This window comes from Caulobacter sp. GW821-FHT12A07, assembly GCF_058807655.1.
In genome coordinates this window covers 304,997-319,574 of the sequence record NZ_JBXAQX010000006.1, presented here as the reverse complement: position 1 = coordinate 319,574, position 14,578 = coordinate 304,997, and the positions used below count along the sequence as shown (strand labels likewise).

The 14,578-nt window shown below is 69.7% G+C and carries 7 protein-coding genes and 1 tRNA gene; 5 read left to right on the top strand and 3 right to left on the bottom strand.

Annotated elements, in window-relative coordinates; genetic code table 11:
• Window positions 1–155: 155 nt before the first annotated feature.
• From AC1RRS_RS15205 to AC1RRS_RS15195, 3 genes are all read left to right on the top strand, one after another.
• A complete protein-coding gene (locus tag AC1RRS_RS15205) occupies window positions 156–407 on the top strand; it encodes a GlsB/YeaQ/YmgE family stress response membrane protein (RefSeq protein WP_110119265.1) in 252 nt (83 codons plus the stop codon).
• Between the two features lie 17 nt (window positions 408–424).
• Window positions 425–1,735, top strand: coding sequence for a PQQ-dependent sugar dehydrogenase (locus AC1RRS_RS15200; protein WP_492855868.1), 1,311 nt, complete (start codon window positions 425–427; stop codon window positions 1,733–1,735).
• 193 nt (window positions 1,736–1,928) lie between these two features.
• Entirely contained in the window at window positions 1,929–3,110 is a 1,182-nt protein-coding gene (locus tag AC1RRS_RS15195) for a glycoside hydrolase family protein (RefSeq protein ID WP_492855867.1), read from the top strand.
• 99 nt (window positions 3,111–3,209) lie between these two features.
• On the opposite strand, the gene typA is transcribed toward AC1RRS_RS15195, so the two are convergent.
• Complete coding sequence (gene typA, locus AC1RRS_RS15190) at window positions 3,210–5,045, bottom strand: translational GTPase TypA (protein ID WP_110119268.1); 1,836 nt, start codon at window positions 5,043–5,045, stop codon at window positions 3,210–3,212.
• Between the two features lie 535 nt (window positions 5,046–5,580).
• Window positions 5,581–6,513: an N-formylglutamate amidohydrolase gene (locus tag AC1RRS_RS15185; protein ID WP_492855866.1), complete on the bottom strand. Its 933-nt coding sequence runs from the start codon at window positions 6,511–6,513 to the stop codon at window positions 5,581–5,583.
• A 151-nt stretch (window positions 6,514–6,664) separates the two neighbouring features.
• On the opposite strand from AC1RRS_RS15185, the gene cpdR reads away from it, so the two are divergent.
• Window positions 6,665–7,021 carry a cell cycle two-component system response regulator CpdR gene (gene cpdR / locus AC1RRS_RS15180; protein ID WP_110119269.1) on the top strand — a complete coding sequence of 119 codons (357 nt, stop codon included), beginning with the start codon at window positions 6,665–6,667 and terminating at the stop codon, window positions 7,019–7,021.
• Between the two features lie 131 nt (window positions 7,022–7,152).
• Window positions 7,153–7,227 (top strand) — tRNA-Val (locus AC1RRS_RS15175).
• Between the two features lie 267 nt (window positions 7,228–7,494).
• Here AC1RRS_RS15175 and AC1RRS_RS15170 read toward each other — a convergent pair.
• Window positions 7,495–14,133 carry a hypothetical protein gene (locus AC1RRS_RS15170; RefSeq protein WP_492855865.1) on the bottom strand — a complete coding sequence of 2,213 codons (6,639 nt, stop codon included), beginning with the start codon at window positions 14,131–14,133 and terminating at the stop codon, window positions 7,495–7,497.
• Between the last annotated feature and the right edge of the window lie 445 nt (window positions 14,134–14,578).

Below are 14,578 nucleotides of genomic sequence, written 5' to 3'. Positions count from 1 at the left end.
CCTCCCCCAGAGGGGGAGGATCTATCGCTCCAGATGCTCCCCCTCTGGGGGAGCTGTCGCGGAGCGACTGAGGGGGTCGCCGCAGGCGGCAGGCAACCTCTGCCGCACCCTACGCATTTTCCTGACACCCGAAGGGCGAACAGGAGAACGACGGCATGAACGGCGTGGGTTTCATCGGCGCGATCATCATCGGCGTCTTCGCCGGCTGGCTGGCCGAGAAGATCATGAAGCGCGATCATGGGCTGCTGACCAATCTGGTGGTCGGCCTGGTAGGCTCGCTGATCGGCGCCTTCCTGGCGAGCATGGTGGGTCTGGGGGCGACTGGATGGCTGGGCAGCCTGGTGATCTCGACGATCGGCGCGGTGGTGCTGCTGGCGCTGCTGGGTCTCTTTCGCCGACGCGCCTGAGGGTGGCGCGCCTTGGCATGAAACGCGTCCTGACCGCCGCCGCGGCCCTCGCCCTGCTGGGCGTGGCGGCCTGCGGCGAGCGGGCCAGGCTCGACGTCGCCGCCGGCACGGGTCCCAATCCCCAGCTGCCGGCCCCGAAGAAGACCCTGCTGCCGACGCTGAACATCGCGCCGGCCAAGGGCTGGCCGGAAGGCGTGACGCCGAAGCCGGCGCAGGAGCTGGCGGTCAAGGCCTTCGCCGACAAGCTGGACCATCCGCGCTGGATCCAGGTCCTGCCCAACGGCGACGTGCTGGTGGCCGAGACCAACGCTCCGCCCAAGCCCGAGGACAGCAAGGGTCTGAAGGCCAAGATCGAGGCCGTCGTCATGAAGCGGGCGGGGGCGGCGACCAAGAGCGCCAACCGCATCACCCTGCTGCGCGACACCGACGGCGACGGCGTGGCCGACCTGCGGGCGACCTTCCTGTCGGGGCTGAACTCGCCGTTCGGCATGGCCATCGTCGGCGACGCCTTCTACGTGGCCGACACCGACGCGGTGCTGCGCTTTCCCTACAAGGGCGGCGAGACCACGATCACGGCCAAGGGCGTGCGGGTCACCGACCTGCCGGCCGGGCCGCGCAATCACCACTGGACCAAGAGCCTGATCGCCAGCCCCGACGGCAAGCGGCTCTACGCTACCGTCGGCTCCAACAGCAACGTCGCCGAGAACGGCATGGCGGCCGAGGAGGGGCGGGCGGCGATCTGGGAGATCGACCTGGCCACCGGCGCCAAGCGCCTGTTCGCCGGCGGCCTGCGCAATCCCAACGGCATGGGCTGGGAAGGCTCCACCGGCGCCCTGTGGACCGTGGTCAACGAGCGCGACGAGATCGGCAGCGATCTGGTGCCCGACTACCTGACCTCGGTGAAGGACGGCGGCTTCTACGGCTGGCCCTACAGCTATTACGGCGCCCACGTCGACAAGCGGGTCGCGCCGCAGCGGCCGGACCTCGTGGCCCGAGCCATCGCGCCCGACTATGCGCTGGGGCCGCACACCGCCTCGCTGGGCCTGACCTTCGATGCGGCCTCGGCCCTGCCGGCGCCGTTCAAGGGCGGAGCCTTCATCGGCCAGCACGGCTCGTGGAACCGCCGGCCGCACAGCGGCTACAAGGTGATCTTCGTGCCCTTCACCGGCGGCAAGCCGTCCGGCCCGCCGCGCGACGTGCTGACCGGCTTCCTCAACGACGAGGGCGAGGCCTTGGGCCGCCCAGTCGGCGTGGCCTTCGACGCCAAGGGCGCGCTGCTGGTCGCCGACGACGTCGGCAACGTCATCTGGCGGGTGAGCGGGCGGTAAGGCGTCCCTCCGATCACCCGCGTCGCCGTCTTCCCGCGCCGGAAACCTTTGACAAAATCCCGCACGCCCTCAATCATCCAATTAATAGGACTATTGTCCATATATTGGGCTTGGCGGTGGGTCGCCTAGCCGAGAGGGTCCGGCACGAAGAGGCGCCGAAAGCGCGCCTCCCTGCGGACGGGGATGGAAGTGCATGTCTTTGCGTTCGAGCAAGCTCGCCGCGGCGGCCCTGGCCGGCCTGCTGCTTCTTCAGGCCTCTCCCCATGTCGTGGCGGCGCAAGGCGCTGCCGGTCGCGACGCCGGCGCCGAAGCCGTGCCGACGCTCGGGCCCAAGCCCTTCATCGCCTACTTCAAGCCGATGCCGCCCGCCAGGCTGTCCACGACGGCCTGGGGCGCGAAGGAGGTCGGGCCGCGCGATCAGAGCAATGGCCTCGAAGATGCGGGGATGGCGCGCTGGAACTACTGGGACGGTCAGATCCTCAAGGGGCCGGACGGCGGGTACCGCATGTTCGCGAGCCGATGGGACCAGGCGCTCGGCCACAAGGCCTGGGGAGAGTCCCTGGCCGTCAGCGCGGTCAGCGACACCCTGTTCGGGCCGTATCGCGACAGGGGGCTGACCTGGCCCGATAACCAGGGCGGCCGGGGCCACAACGTCACCGTCCTTCGGATGCACGACAAGCGCTACGCCGTGGTGGTGAGCGAGACGCGGGCCGGCGACGTCTTCGTCTCGAAGTCGATCGACGGGCCATGGCGGCAGCTGGGCGCCATCAGCTTCGATCAGAGCCTCTTCCAGCTGGTCAAGACGCCGGGCGACGTCGCCGTCCGGGGCGATCCGGCGGCGAAGCCCGCGCGCCCCGCCAATTTCAGCGTCATGCTGCGGCCCGACGGGGCCTATCAGATCGTCCCGCGCTCGGGCCAGATCCTGATCAGCAGGACGGGAATCCTCGGCCCGTACAAGGTGATGGGCGACAGTGTCTATCGCGGCCTAAGCGGCATTCCCCAGCACGACCTGAGGGCCTTCGAGGATCCCGTCGTGTGGTTCAGCGGCGGATGGTGCCACATCGTCGTCAATCATTGGCGCGAGCGCCGCGCCTACCACCTGATCTCGCGCGATGGGATCACGCAGTGGAAGGTCCAGGGGCTGGCCTACGAGCCCGGCGCCGACTTCATCCGCTACGCCGACGGCGCGGCGAACCACTGGAACAAGCTGGAGCGCCCCGGCGTGGTCATCGACAAAGGCCATGTAGTGGCCATGACCTTCGCCGTCGTCGATACGCCCAAGGACGACCAGACGGGGAGCAACGGCCATGGCAGCAAGATCATCGTCGTGCCCTTCGACGGCGCGGCGCTGGATCGGGACCTCGCCGGGCTCTAGCGGCAAGGCGCTCGCCAAAGGGGCCGCCAAACAAAAAGGCCGCCGACCCTGGGGTCGGCGGCCTCTTCATGTCCGGAAGTCCCCGAAGGGCCAGGAAGACTAGTCTTCCTTGACGCGCTTCTTGCGGAACGACGGATTCAGGATCTGCTTGCGCAGGCGGATGTTCTTCGGGGTCACTTCCACCAGCTCGTCTTCCTCGATGTAGGCGATGGCCTGCTCGAGGGTCATCTTGCGCGGCGGGGTCAGGCGGATCGACTCGTCCTTGCCCGAGGCGCGGACGTTGGTCAGCTGCTTGGCCTTCATCGGGTTGACGTCCATGTCATCCTGACGAGCGTTCTCGCCGATGATCATGCCGAGATAGGTCTTCTCGCCGGCGCCGACGAACATGGTGCCGCGCTCTTCCAGGTTCCACAGCGCGTAGGCCGCGGTTTCACCGTCCGAGTTGCTGATCAGCACGCCCTTGCGCTGCTGGTCGATGGCGCCCTTGTAGCCCTCGTAGTGGCTGAACACGCGGTTCAGCACGCCCGAGCCGCGGGTGTCGGTCAGGAACTCGCCCTGGTAACCGATCAGCGAACGCGAGGGAGCGGTCAGCTGGATGCGGGTCTTGCCCGCGCCCGACGGACCCATGTCACGCAGCTCGGCCTTACGGAGCGACAGCTTCTCGATGACGATGCCCGAGAACTCGTCATCGACGTCGATCATGACGTCTTCCATCGGCTCCAGGCGCTTGCCGGTTTCCGGATCGGTCTGGAACACGACGCGCGGACGCGAGATCGAGACCTCGAAGCCTTCGCGACGCATGTTCTCGATCAGGACGCCCAGCTGCAGTTCGCCGCGACCCGACACTTCATAAGCGTCGCCTTCGCTGGTCTCGGTCACCTTGATGGCGACGTTTGACTCGGCTTCCTTCAGCAGGCGGTCGCGGATGACGCGCGACTGGACCTTGTCGCCTTCGCGGCCGGCCAGCGGGCTGTCGTTGACCGAGACGGTCATCGAGATGGTCGGCGGATCGATCGGCTGGGCGGGCAGGGCGTCGGTGACTTCCATCGCGCACAGGGTGTCGGCGACGGTGGCCTTGGACATGCCGGCGATGGCGACGATGTCGCCCGCTTCCGCGCCTTCATCGACGGGCTGACGCTTCAGGCCGCGGAAGGCCAGCACCTTGGTGATGCGGCCGCGCTCGATTTCCTTGCCGTTGCGGTCGAGGGCGTGGATGGCCATGCCGGGGACGGCCTTGCCGCTCTCGATGCGGCCGGTCAGCAGGCGGCCCAGGAACGGATCGCTTTCGATCAGCACGTTCAGGATCTGGAACGGCTCGTCCTTCTTGGCGATCTGCTTGGGTTCCGGCACGTGGCGGACGATCAGGTCGAACAACGGACCGAGGTTGTCGCTGGGCACGTTCATGTCCAGCGTGGCCCAGCCGGCGCGGCCCGAGGCGTAGATGTGCGGGAAGTCCAGCTGCTCGTCCGTGGCGCCGATGGCGGCGAACAGGTCGAAGGCGGCGTTGTGCACGCGGTCCGGATCGGCGTGGGCGCGGTCGACCTTGTTGATGCAGAGGATCGGCTTCAGGCCCATCTTCAGCGCCTTGGTCAGCACGAACTTGGTCTGCGGCATGACGCCTTCTTCGGCGTCGATCAGCAGGACGCAGCCGTCCACCATGCCGAGGATCCGTTCGACCTCGCCGCCGAAGTCGGCGTGTCCGGGGGTGTCGATGATGTTGATGCGGGTTTCGCCCGCTTCACCGTTCCACAGGACGCTGGTGCACTTGGCCAGGATGGTGATGCCGCGTTCGCGCTCCTGGTCATTGGAGTCCATGGCGCGTTCGGTCGTCGCCTCGTTGGCGCGGAACACGCCAGACTGGGCCAGCAGCTGGTCGACGAGGGTGGTCTTGCCATGATCGACGTGCGCGATGATGGCGATATTTCGCATGGACATGGGAGGACGGCGGGCTTTCGGAGAAAAATCGGATGAGACGCTGCGCGCGTCAGGCGCGCGGCTTTTACGCGACTGCGCTGCGTTTATCCACCCCGCCCAAACGGCGCCTTATGTCGCGGTTACCGGTGTCACGCCGCAAACCCTTATTCCTACCGGGTTTGGGGTGGTTTCTGGCGGTTGTCGTTTCTTGGGCAACTAATTGTGCAGCGCAGCAATGCCTATTTTATAGTCAAGCTTGGAGATCGATGTTCTCCGATCCTTGCTGTGCAAAGGGTTGCTACCGGATGTCGCAGAAAATTCGACAACGTTGTCCAACTTTCCGCTTGCCCGATTTCGCAGCGCACCCTATAAAGAAGGTGTGAGGCGGCGCTGCCGCTTCTGCCCTTCCTGGGCGTTTCCTCCCTAATGAACTAGCCCGGCCTTACCGCCGGGCTTTTTTTTGGCCCGAAGCCGGCGAGGCGCGATTTTGCAAGCCTTTGCGGCGGTTTGCGGACTTCTTGGCCTGTAATGGCCGTTTTTGCAGGCCGCGAGGGCGCTATTTCAGGCCCGACCAGTCGGCCCCGGCCAGCAGGGCCGTCAGTTTTTCGACATGCGCCGTCAGTGTCGCCAGGCCTTCGGTCGGCTCGCGGGTCGTCTCGTTCATATAGAGCGAGCGGTTGATCTCGATCTGCAGGGCGTGGGTGCGCCGGGCGGGACGGCCGTAGTGCTCGGTGGTGTAGCCGCCGGCATAGGGGGCGTTGCGGGCCACCCTGTATCCCATCTCCTCCAGCGCCTGCTCGACCAGCTTGGTCAGCTCGGGCGCGCAGGCCGCGCCGAAGCGGTCGCCCAGCACGATGTCGCAAGGGCCGCCGCCGCGGGCCCGCGAACCGCGCGCCGCCGCCGCCGGCATCGAGTGCCAGTCGATCAGCACCGCCAGGCCGTGGGCGGCCCGCGCCTGGGCCAGCAGGCGGGTCAGCATGTCGTGATAGGGGCGGTGGGCGCGCTCGACCCGGGCCTTGGCCTCGTCGAAGGTCAGCTTGCGGGCGTAGATCGGCCGCCCGTCCGCCACCCGGGCGATGGCTCCCAGGCCGGCGGCGACCCGGGCGGTGCGGCCGCGCGCGAACTCCGGCAGGTCGCCGTCGAACATCGCCGGGTCCATCTCCCACGGGTCGCGGTTGAGATCGATATAGGCCCGCGCCAGCCGCGCCCGGATGGTCGAGATCCCTTGCGTCGGGGCCCTGGCGATCAGCCGGTCGACGAAGGCGTCCTCCGAGCCGCGCAGCACGTTCTCGGGCAGGCGGGCGGCGGCCATCATTTCCGGCGGATACAGGGCACCCGAATGGGGCGAGGCGAACACCAGGGGCGTCGGGGCGCTCTGGCCCTCCGGCGCGGCCCGCACGGCCTCGTACGCCGGCTCGCGCCCCTGGGCGGCGGTCGCGCCGGCCTGGGGCGAAGCGGTGTCCGGGGTGATCGGGTCCCATGCGTTCATGCGTCACATAGTCGAGAACCCCGGGCTTGCGGTCAAATGTCCTCGCGCCCTGTCGTATCTGTGGACGGTCCGCGTCGGTTCACCGGCGATTTACCGTCCCGGGCCTAGATTCGGCTTTCCAGAGACGAGATCCAACGGACACGTAAGCGACATGGCCCGCATCCTCCTCGCCGAAGACGACGACTCGCTGCGCGGCTTCCTCGCCCGTGCGCTCGAACGCGCCGGCTTCGAAGTCACCGCCTGCGCCGACGGCGAAGAGGCGGTCGGCCACCTCGACCACCCGTGGGACCTGCTGCTGACCGACATCGTCATGCCCGGCATGGACGGCATCGAGGTGGCGCGCCAGGCTGCCGCCCGCGACCCGGACCTGCGCATCATGTTCATCACCGGTTTCGCCGCCGTGGCCCTGTCGGCCCAGGACCGCGCCCCGGCCGGCGCCAAGGTGCTGTCCAAGCCCGTCCACCTGCGCGACCTCGTCTCCGAAGTCGAAAAGATGATGGCTGCGTAAGGCTCCACAGCCTTCCGCGAAACTTCTCCGAAAAAGTTTCCTCGGCGGCTTGCGCCCCGGCCAAGCCGCCGCTATACCCCCACACCTTCCCGGCCGGGACGCCTCAACGAGGCGCTTCGGATCGCTTCGGCGGACGCGTAGCTCAGCGGGAGAGCACTACGTTGACATCGTAGGGGTCACAGGTTCAATCCCTGTCGCGTCCACCATCCCCTCTCTTTAAAATCAGAGACTTGCGCCGAGCGCGCTGACGCGCGGCCGCGTTCGATCGCGCCGCTTGGGCCGTGCTGATCTCCGCAGATCGTGCGTAGAATGAAGCCGTTATTCTCCGCACTCATTCCGCCTGAAGCGCCGACCGCCGCGCGGCAAGAAAAAAGCGCCGCGTTTCGGCGGCGCTTTCCGTGGGTCGCTATGGGCGGCCCGGTCTCAAGTCGTAGGCTACGACGCGGCGCCTGCGCGCCGCGTCGCTCCGGTCGTCAGTAGCGCAGGCGCAGGCCGAACGACGCGCCGGCTTCGCTGTAGGCGTCGTTGGCGCGCAGCTTGGCGTCCACGAAGCCGGTCCAGCCGCTCTTGCTGCGGCTCGACAGGTTGAAGCCGAACTCGCCATAGGCGCCGTCGAAGGCCTTGTCGGTGATCTTGAACGGCGCGCCGGCGCTGAGCAGGGTCACGTCGTTCTTGCCCTTCAGTTCGTCGACCACCCGCACCGAGACGGCGTAGCGGGTCGTCCAGGCCTCGCTGGGGGCCAGGACGCCGGTGATGCGGGCGCCGAGGCTGGCCCGCACGCTCTTGGCGTCCTCGAAGCGGAAGGTCGTACCCGCGGTCGAGACGTCGTCGATGCTGGTGTCGACATAGGTCACGCCGAGGCTCGGCTCGATCACCGCGCCGCCGAAGAACGGCCTGCGCAGGCCGGCCTCGACCGCGCCGCCGAGCGAGGTCACGTCGGCCTTCTGCTGGGTCCAGCCGGCCAGCTGCGAGGCGGCCAGCTTGGCGTTCAGCTGGCTGGCCGCGACCGTGGCCGAGACGAAGGTCCCGCCCGACAGCCAGCTGGCGTAGCCGCTCAGCACCGGGCCCTGCAGCTTGGTCAGGGTGTCATACTGGTCGAAGCGGGCCTTGGCCTGGGCGTAGCCGAGCGCCGCGCCCCAGGCCAGGCCGCCGTCCGACGCGGCGTTGACGGCGTCGAAGCCGATCGTCGCGTTGGTGGAGTCCTGCTTGTAGGAGGCGTCGTAGGCGTAGGTGTTCGACAGCACGGTCAGCGACTGGCCGGTCTGGCGTTCGGCGCGGGCGGCGTCGGCCTTGAACCAGAAGCCGGTCTTGGCGGACGGGGCGTCGGCCTTGGCCGCCGGGTCCAGGGCGTCACGCAGCTCGGCGTTGCGGGCGGTACGGTCGGCCGCGCCGTGCCACAGGCCCTGGGCCTGGGCCGCCAGGGTGGCGAACTGGTAGGCCTGGGTCTTGGGGGCGCTGACCAGCACGGTTCCGGTCGAGGCGTTGGCCAGCTGGCTGAAGAACAGACCCGGCTTGTCGATCGCCCCGCCGAAGATGGCGGCGTTGTACCAGGACGAGCCGCTGTCGAGCACGAAGTCGCCGGCGTGGGTGGTCCCAACGACGACGGCCGTTCCGGTCAGGTTCAGCGCGCCGAAGCCGCTGGCCCGGTCGGCGACCCGCACCTTGGTGACGCCCGAGGACGCGCCCACGGTCAGGGTGTCGGCCTTGCCGCCGGCGTTGAGGGCGGCGTCGATCGACAGCAGCGCCGCGCCCGAGCCGACATAGCTGGACCCCGTCGCCACGATGCTGTCGCCGACGACGCCGTTGGCCATCTCCAGCACGCCGCTGTTGGCGAACCGCGTCAGGCTCTTGAGGACGAAGCTCGAGCCGCCGACGGCCACGGGGTTGAAGCCCACATAGACCGTGCCGCTGTTGGTCAGGACGTTGGTCCCGCCGCCGAAGTCGAAGGTGGTCAGGGCGCCCAGGGTGATCAGCTTGCCGGAGTTGCCGAAGGCGTCGTCGCCGGCCGCGAAGATCGACTCGCCGCCGGTCTCGAAGTTGGTGCCGGCGGCGCTGACCAGTTGGCCGCTGTCGGCGCCGGTCAGGGCCGAGAAGTCGACCCGGCCGGCGATCGTGCCGCTGTTGTTGACCACGACCGAGCCGCCGGTGGCGCGCAGGGCCACGTCGTAGACCGAGCCGCTGACCGACTGGATCGTCGCGCCCGACGCCACGTTGAGCGTCGAGTGCTCGCCCTTGGCGGTGTCGAGGGTGATGACCGCCGAATTGGCGCTGTCGATCTTGCCGGCGATCACCGCGCCCGAGGCGATGTTGATCACGCCGCCGCCGGTGGAGACGGCCTGGATGGCCGGGCCGCTGGCCGAGATCACGCTGCCGCCGATGTTCAGCTCCAGCCCGCCCGTGCCCGAGGTCGCCGCGATGCCGACGCCCGAGGCGCCGCTCACCGCGCCGGTGGTGGTCAGGCTGGTCGAGCCCGCGCCGCTGGTCGAGACGACCAGGCCCTGGGTCGAGCCGCTGACCGAGCCGGCGTTGACGACGCTGACGTCGCCGCCGGCCGAGGAGACGACAAAGCCCGCCCCGTCGAAGCCGCGCACGACGGCCCCGGCGGCGGTGGTCACCGTCACCGTCCCCGAACCGGTCGAGACCACCGAGGCGCCGATGTCGCCCTCGGCCACGCCGCCGGCGGCGGTGTAGGTGACGTCGCCCGCGCCTTCCACGACCACGCCGTAGGCGCCGGGATCGATTATCCCGCTGGTCGTGACGACGACCGCGCCCGTGCCGTGGTTGACGGCGTAGATGCCAGCGCTCTGCTGGCCCGAGCCCGGGGCGACATAGATGCCGCCGCTGGAGTTGATGACCAGATCCTGCGAGCCGCCGAGGATCTCGGCGCGGATGCCCGTGCCGACCCAGCCGTTGTCGCCGGCCACGCCGATCGAACCGGCCTGGTTGATGGTGATCGAGCCGGTGGCGGTGCTCGCATTGATGCCGACGGCCGCGCCGGGCGAGATGGTCCCGGTCGCGCCGGTGGTCACGGCGATGTCGCCGGCCTCCGTCGTGGCCAGGATCCCCGTACCCGCCGTAACGATGGCGGCGTTGTTGGCGATGGTGATGTCGCCGGCGCCGACCGTCGCGGCCGAGACGCCGACCGCGCCTTTCAGCGTGGTTCCGGCGGCCGTCGTGACGTTGATGTTGCCGACGCCGCGCACCTGGGCGCGGATGGCCGCCTGGCCGCCCGTCACGTCGCCGCGGGTCTCGACGATCACGCCGCCGTTGGCCCCGCCGACGCCCGAGATCGCCTCGACGCCGTTGTAGCCGCCCGACACCGCGCCGCGGGTCAGGATCGAGATCAGGGCCGCCTGGTCGCTTTCGGCGTAGACGCCGTCCCAGGTCGAGCCGCCGGTCCCGTTGTTGGCGATCGCTGAATTGGCGTCGATGACGATGTCGCCGCCGACGGTCTGGGCGCTGATCGCCGAGCCGCCGGTGGAGGTGACGGTCCCGGCCGAGCGGATGGTCAGGCTGTTGACGTTGAGGACGCCGTTGTTGCGGCCGACAATGCCAAAGGTCGAGGCGGCGTCGATGTCGCCGCCGATGTCGATCAGCACCTTGCCGTTGGGGTTGGCGCCCTGGCTGGAGGCCACGACGCCGCGCGTGCCGGCGTCGATCGTGCTGGCGTAGACGCTGACGTCGCCCGAGCCGGTGGCGAACAGGCCCGTGCCGCCCGAAGTCACCGCGCCGATGCGCTGGGTCGCCGAGCCGAGCGACACGGCGGCCGCGCCGCCGCGCACCCGCACGCCGTCGGTCTGGGCGGTGATCGCGCCGGTGGTGACGCTGACCGCGCCGCCGGCGCTCTGGATCTCGACCGCGCGACCGCTCGCGGCGGTCACGTCGGCCGTGGCCACGGTGATCGCGCCGGTTCCGCCGGTGGTCTGGGCGAAGATCCCGCCGGCCGCGCCGCCGGTGACCAGGCCGGCGGTCGTGACGTCGATCGCGCCGCCGCTGGACAGGGCGATGACGCCGTAGCCGCCGGTCTGGTTGACGCCGGTGACGTCGCTGAGGCCGTTCTGCGAGACGCCGCCGCCATTGGTGGCGGTGACCGCGCCGGTCGAGACCGACACCGCGCCCGCGCCGCTGGCGAAGACGCCCGGACCGCTCGTGCCGGTCACGGCCGCCAGGTCGAGGTCGATGCCGCCCTTGCCGGTCGAGATGGCGACGACGCCGGTCTGGCCCTGGATGGCGGCGTCGGCGGTGATGTCGATCGCGCCGTGGTCGACGGCGCTGCGCAGGAACGCTTCGATCCCATTGTACGAGCCGGTGACCGCGCCGTGGGTCGTGATCGAGATATTGTTGTCGTCATAGCCCTCGGCATAGACGCCGTCCCACGAGCCGGTGGCCTGCGAGGCGTTGGCCCGGATCGCGCCGTTGGCGACGACGGTGATGTCGCCGGCGTTGGCCTGGGCGCTGATCGCCGAGCCGCCGGTCGAGGTGACCGCGCCGGTGGTGATGTTCACGGTGTTGGCCGCGAGCACGCCGTTGTTGAGGCCCAGCACGCCGTAGCTGCCGTTGGCGACGACCGTCCCGTTGACGTCGATCACCACCTTGCCGTCGGGATTGGTCCCCTGGCTGGAGGCGAGGACGCCGCGCGTGGCGGCGGTGACGTTGGTGGCGTAGATGCTGACGTCGCCCGAGCCGGTGGCGAACAGGCCCGTGCCGCCGGCGGCGTTGACCGCGCCGATGCGGTCGCTCGCCGTGCCGACGGTGATGGCGCCGGCCGTCGCGCCGTCGCCCCAGCCGCGCACCCGCACGCCGTCCGTGGCGGCGGTGATGGCGCCGGCGGTGACGGTCACCGGGCCGCTGGCCGAGTTGACCTCGATCGCGCGCCCTGCGCCGGCCGTGACGTCGGCGAGGTCGAGGGTGACGCCGCCGGCGCCGTCGCCGGCCGCCGAGCGGACATAGAGACCGCCGGCCGCGCCGCCGGTCAGGGTTCCGGTCGAGGTCACGTCCACCGCGCCGAGCGAGGAGGTGGCGTTGATCGCATAGCCCGCCGCGCCGGTGACGCCGGTCGCGTCGTTGAAGGCGTCGAGGGTGATCGCGCCGCCGCCGGTCGCGGTCACCGCGCCGGTCGAGATCGAGATGTCGCGCTTGGCGCTCGCGAAGACGCCGTGGCCTTCGGTGGCGATCACGTCAGCCAGATCGAGGGTGATCTTGCCGTCGCCGGTGGATTCCGCGCCGACGCCCTCGTACTTGCCGGTGACGGTCTGGGTGGCGGTGATGTCGATCGCGCCGCCGGTCGTGGCCGCCGTGGCGTTGGCGTAGATCGCCCAGACGCCATTGACCGCGCCGTTGGTGACGACGCTGATGTTTCCGTCTTCGTAGCTCTTGGCCCAGACGCCGTTGCTGCCGGTCGACTTCAGGGCGCCGTCGGCGGTGATCGAGATGTCGCCGTTGACGGCCTCGGCGCTGATGGCGGTGCCGGTCCCGGCGGTGATCGCGCCCGCGGTGCGGATCGTCAGGTCGTTGCCCACGGCCTCGCCGTAGTTGACGCCGATGATCCCGTAGGAGCCGGCGTTGATCGCGCCGCTGACATCGACCACGACGTCGCCGTTCGGCGCCGTGCCCTGGCTGGCCGCGACGATGCCGCGCGTGCCGGCGGTCACGCTGGTGGCGTAGACATTCACGTCGCCCTGGCTGGAGGCGAAGATCGCCGTGGCGTTGGTGCTGGTCGCCGAGCCCAGGCGGCGGTCGGCCGTGCCGACGCTGACCGTGCCCGCGCCGCCGACGGTCGAGTTGTTGGCCGAGACGGCGTTGCCTGTGCGGGCGCTGACCGAGCCGGCATGGACGGTGATGGCGCCCGCGCCGCCGGTGGCGACATAGACGCCGACGCCGTCGCCCCGGATCGAACCGGCCACGTCGACGTCGATCTGGCCGCCCGCGCCGCGCAGGTCGACGCCGTTGCCGGTCGTGCCGATGAACGACGAGCCGGCGTCGGTCGCCGTGACGCTGAGCGCGCCCGCGCCCGAGGAGGTCAGGTAGACGCCCGTGGCGCCGGTGACCGCGCCGGGGCCGTTCAGGGTGTAGGAAATGTCGCCCGATCCGGTCGTGCGGCCGAACACGGCGTTGCTGGACGCGCTGTCCACGCCCACCGTCGAAAGGGTGATGTCGCCCGCGCCCGAGGTGTTGGTCGAGATCCCGCCCGCGCCGGCGCGGATGGCCGCGGTCGCCTCGACGCCGACGTCGCCGCCGGCCGACTGGGCGTAGATCGCCGCATAGGCGCTGCGCGTCGTCGCGCCGACCGTGTCGCCGAGCGTGACCTGGACGTCGCCGGTTCCGTCGGTCACGGCGAAGACGGTGTTGGCGCCGCCTTCCAGCTTGCCGCCCGCGGCCGTGGTGACGGCGATGCCGCCCGCGCCCGACGTCGTGGCGTTGATGGCCGAGCCGGCGGACGTGGCGGTGATCGCGGTGGTCACGCCGCCGTCGGCGCCGACGGTCACGTCGCCGCCGTAGGACAGGGCGCGCACGCCCACGGCGCTGACGATCGTTCCGCCCTTGGAGTCGATGGAGACGTCGCCGGTGCGGTAGGTCGCGCCGAGCACGCCGACGGCGCCGCCGCTGATGGTGTTGGCGCCGTTGAGGATGGCGACCGAGCCGTTCAGCGAGCTGGCGCTCAGGCCCGTTCCGTTGGCGACCGCGCCCACATAGGTCCCGAAGCCGCCGCTGGCGTCGAGCAGGATGTCCTGGGTGTCGGTGTAGACCGATACGGCGGCCGAGCCGCCCTGGATGCTGTTGACGCCGTCAAGCGTGACCAGGATCTGGCCGGCGGTGGTGTCGAGCGACGAGACGCTGACGCCGTTCCAGGTGTTGGCGGTGACGGCGATCACCGCGTCGGTGACGCCGACCTGGCCGTTGACCCCCGTGGTGACCGAAACGCCGCTGCCCGTGCCGCCGTCGAGTATGCCGCCGCTGGTGGTCGTGGTGATCGTCCCGGCGGTCAGGGCCTGGCCCGGGGCGCCGTTCAGCACGGCCTGGGCGCCGGCGAGGCTGGGTGCGAGCGCGCACAGCGCCGCGATCGAGGCGCTCGTCATCATCGTCCGCGACAGGCGGTCGTTGGTCTTCTTCATGTGGTCTCAGTCCCCCGAAGGACCGCGATCCGGCATCACGGCCCCGTCTGGCGCGTTGGCGCGCCATTGTTGCAAGTGTGACCGCTAGCACCGCGCTCGGTGACCGTCGTGTTCCAACATTGGAACATTTGAGGGGGTGGACGAGCGTCTGGCCGCCGAGTCGAGGCGGCCTCGGCGACCGCGGCTCGATCCGCGCTGCGGCGGCGCCATGAAATTCGATCTGGCCGTGCAATGTATTTCAATGCGCGGCGTTCAAGCTTCCACGCAGTAACGCCGCCTTGGTGCTTGTAAAATGATGGTTTTCGAATCGTGAGGGGCGGCTATGGGGAAGTAATGCGGCTTTTGGTCGCGGCGGCGAGCCTGGAACGAGGACGAGAATAGTCATACAGCCACGCTTGTGGGTCGCAAGCGCCGGCCGCTAGCATCGGCGGCGAAGACTTGGTGA